The sequence below is a fragment of the Acinetobacter sp. YH12201 genome, assembly GCF_013418145.1.
In the GTDB taxonomy this organism is placed as follows: domain Bacteria; phylum Pseudomonadota; class Gammaproteobacteria; order Pseudomonadales; family Moraxellaceae; genus Acinetobacter.
In genome coordinates this window covers 1-4,197 of the sequence record NZ_VPCP01000134.1, presented here as the reverse complement: position 1 = coordinate 4,197, position 4,197 = coordinate 1, and the positions used below count along the sequence as shown (strand labels likewise).

Below are 4,197 nucleotides of genomic sequence, written 5' to 3'. Positions count from 1 at the left end.
AACATCTTAGCGGTAGGACATACCGTTTTGTCTGTGGAGGGAAGACGCAGTAAAGGTCGCCCTGCGAAGCAGAAAGCAAGCGAAATCCGTGAGGAAGTCGCCTAAGAGCCTTTGCTTTTAGAATCCCTGAGAAACGAGTTTCGCAAGGAGCTAGTCGAAAGTGGGGGGAGTATGTCAAGTCATTGCTCTTGATCAATTGTCCGATATAACCTGACAGATCCTATTAAAATAGTACACTGTCAGGATCAGCTTTGAGCAAGTACATATTTTAAATACTGCATGTGTGCTGACAGCAAAATGTTCTGCCCATAAAGTATCAGTGTATTGTTTTCCACCCAGCAAGATTCGCATTTTGCTGATTGTAACTGGACGATCAGGTAGAGGATGCTCTCAGTCGTTTTTTCCAGAGTTGTATCGTACGCGTGGTTTACGCCGTGCGCTTAAGTTGCTGTCGAACGATGATTTTCTATCTGGCTCACGGCATCATCGACACTTTGTGCATCATAACTCGGCCGGGGGAATAAAGGACTATTCACATACAATAAAGTTTCTGCGACTGAACGGCGTACGCGTGCCAACTTTAGCTTAATCCCCTCCTCTTGCAAATGCTCAGCCAACAATAACAATGCTTCAATACTGGTACTATCAAGGCTTGGGCATTCTTCAAGATTCAAAATCACATGCTGATAATTTTGCTCAGAAACCTTTTTTAGAATTGCATGACAGATTTTTTCTGCATTGGCAAAAAACAGGGGGTGATCAGGCCGTGCAATTAAAATAGCATCAGGTGCTACAGCTTCAGGAAAACGGTTAATATCAACAAAATCATGCCCGCCATTGAGACGTCCAAGCCAGGCAATTCGAGGAACAGAGTAGCTTTTCAATAACATTAAAATGCTCACCAGCACTGCAATCAGTAACCCATTGAGCACACCAAAAATAATCACTGCCCAAATTGCAATAATCGACAACAAGCGATCTTTATGCCAGATAAAATACTGTTTAAATGGGGCAAAACGAATATGTCCACTGACTGCATACATCACAATACCCGCCAAAACGGGTTCAGGAATGTTGGCGATATACTGGCGAAAAAACAGTAAAAAAATCACCACGGCCAGCGCTGCTACCCAGGCTGATTTTTTGCTATTTGCCCCTGCAGATTCATTGGCTGAAGTCGCCGAATAACCTGCTCCAACCGCCATTCCCTTAAACAGTCCTGAGCAGATATTGCTCACACCCAATGCAATCAGGTCACGATTTGGCTGGATTGCATCATGGTATTTTAGGGCCGAGCTACGAATTGAAGTATAAGATTCGGCATAAATAATCAGTGCAACGGCCAGTGAAAGTTCTACCAGTTGCAACCAGCTATTCATACTCAACTGAGGCAAATGAATACTCGGTAGAACCAACTCAAAATGCTCAACAGAACGGATTCCCCATGCGTGGGTATATCCCATCACATTGAAACTAATACCTAAAATAATCAGCAACAAGGCCACTGGAATAGTTTTATAGCGCTGGGTTAATTGCAAAGTGAAAAAGGTACAAAGTCCCATGATCAAAGCATGCCAGTTCCAGCTCGAATAGGCTTGTAGCATTTCCCACAACTGACGAAAAAAATTACTATGTTCGGGATGTACCTGTAATACTAAAGGAAGTTGCTTCAGCACAATGCTGAGTGCCAGGCCAAAGGAAAAACCCTTCAGTACAGGTTTTGCAATAAAATGTGTCACATCTCCAAGTTTAAATAACCCTGCGATCACCAGTAAAATGCCCGACAGAAATACCAGGGTATAGGCCAGACCTGCCCGTTCCGGCGAAGAAAACATGACTATGGTTGCCAGACCTGAACTCATGACTGCAGCAGAAGATGAGGTCGCAGAAACTATCGCAAAACGGCTATTCCCGATCAGACCATACAGCACTAAGCCCAGCACCAGTGCCACCAGACCACTTTGCGGTGGCAACCCGACCATATTGGAATAGGCGACCGCTTCAGGCAGCAGTAAACCTGCGATAGATAAACCTGCAATCACATCAAAAATAGGGAACTTTTTAGCAGCTGTCATAGACTAGTCAAATCTTGTATAGTCGGTGAGGGCATCTTCATGCTGCAGGTACACCGCACAAAGGTGGTGATCACCATCGGCGATAATTAATTGACGCCGTCCTAAATCACGTGCCACATGAAAATTGTGTTCATCAATCATCCGACAGCATAACAAATCAGTCAAATAAAAGTCTGTAAAAAAAGCGGTTTTAATTAGAACTTGGCTATCTGATCAATATGAGATTCCTATCATAAATCAATAAAAGAAGAATGGGGACTGATCATATATCTGGCAGTTTAAAATACTTGATGAGTATTGTCGGTAACCGAGTAAAAAAGCGAATTTGAGATTTAATTTGATTAAATTTAACTGCCTCAATCTAGACATTGCAGTTAAGTAAGAATAATTTATGGAAGAAGCCTATATAGATTAATCTTGTGCAACCTGATCCTTAACTAGGCTAGCGATATAATTCCCCCACCACTGCATCATTTCAATACGTTGTAAAAGATATTCAGCATGATTATAGCTTGCCCGTGTTTTATTTTTATCCGTATGTGATAGTTGCGCTTCAATCCAATTTGACTGAAATAATCCAGATTCATTTAATATAGTACTAAAAGTAGAACGTAAACCATGTGCAGATAGTTCATCCTTATCATAGCCCATTTTTCGAATGGTTATATTTAATGTATTAAAATGCAGAGGTCTATCTGGATAACGGGGGCTAGAAAATACATATTTTTCACCATGAGACCAAGCTAAAGCCGATTTTATCAGAGTAATTGCTTGGGCTGATAAAGGGACTAGGAAATCAGGAATATCATGGCCTAAAATGACTTTCCGTCGGAACTGTTTGATATGCAAAGCTGGTATTTTCCAAATTTTATTATCTAAATCAAAATGATGTGGTTCACAAAGTAGAAGCTCAGCCCCACGAACTCCAGTATAAAGTTTAAATAATAAGGCTTTTTTTATGATAGGGTCCGTATTAACTTGACTCAATCTGGTTATAAAATTAGGTAAATTTTCTGATTTTAAATAAGGATAATTTTTTTTGATTTTATTTTTTATTAATATTTTATTTAATCCGTGAGCAATATTATATTCACAGTAACCCATTGCCACAGCATAATCATAAATTTGGTTTAAATAACTGTAGGCTTTTTTAACCGGTTCCTTGACATGACGTGCTTCTATATTTTTAACGATAGTCACTAAATCATATCGTTTCACTTCATTAAATGGTATATCTCCTAAATCAGGATAAACCTCATGATTTAAACATTTTTTTGCTAACTGAATAACACCACAACGAGGTTCATCTTTAAAAGAGTTTTTTATTTTAAACTCCAACCATTCTTCGCAAATATCTTGAAATGTTTTTATATTTTTTTTATGTACTGTTTCATTTTTATAACCATTAAATTTATATTCATCCCGGGCGGTTCTGGCCTGTTTTAATGACATGAAAGGATATTCGCCCAACTTCACTCGCGGACGCTTATTAGTACCTGCTACTGAATAACGATAACTCCAAGATTTACGTCCATTCGATTCCACCTTCAAACTTAAGCCATCGTCATCTGTAAGAAAATAAACTTTCTCCTTGGGCTTGGCCTGGCGTACCTTCACTTCCGTAAGACTCATAAATTTAAACCCAACCACTAATGACACTGCAGATTTTAATTATAGCAAATTTAAGCAATTTTTATGTGATGCGTATCATACGCATCATACTATTTTTTAATTTATTGTTTTATATTAATTTAATTTTTAGTATTTCATTTTTAGTTACCAGATTAAGTACCACCAATATTACTTGCAAGATATCTGAAACTGCTGCTCTAGGAATTTAATGCCGAGAAAGAGTTAAATTAACTTGATCAGCGAGTTTTTTATGTATCCAAATATGCCCCCCCCAACGAAGACAATAAGACAGTCAAACGGTCAGGCAACAGGAGTATGATGTGAATGAATAGAATATTGGCAAAGAACCACTGAATTTGGCAACCGTTATTTAAAACCTACTTAAACCTACTTACGTGGGTTTAATGTTTAATTCCTACTTCATCATCAAGAACCAATTGCTATTGCGCTTGGGATTACCTCAATTCCATAGGCTGTCACGGTGTAACTC

Annotated in this window: 2 protein-coding genes; both read right to left on the bottom strand. The window is 39.0% G+C overall.

Annotated features, from left to right (window positions below):
• Positions 1-440: 440 nt before the first annotated feature.
• The gene (locus tag FTU91_RS15690) at positions 441-2,075 is read right to left on the bottom strand and encodes a SulP family inorganic anion transporter (protein ID WP_180082806.1); all 1,635 of its coding nucleotides are present in this window, start codon (positions 2,073-2,075) and stop codon (positions 441-443) included.
• A 411-nt stretch (positions 2,076-2,486) separates the two neighbouring features.
• Positions 2,487-3,707, bottom strand: coding sequence for an integrase arm-type DNA-binding domain-containing protein (locus tag FTU91_RS15685; RefSeq protein WP_180082805.1), 1,221 nt, complete (start codon positions 3,705-3,707; stop codon positions 2,487-2,489).
• Positions 3,708-4,197: the final 490 nt, after the last annotated feature.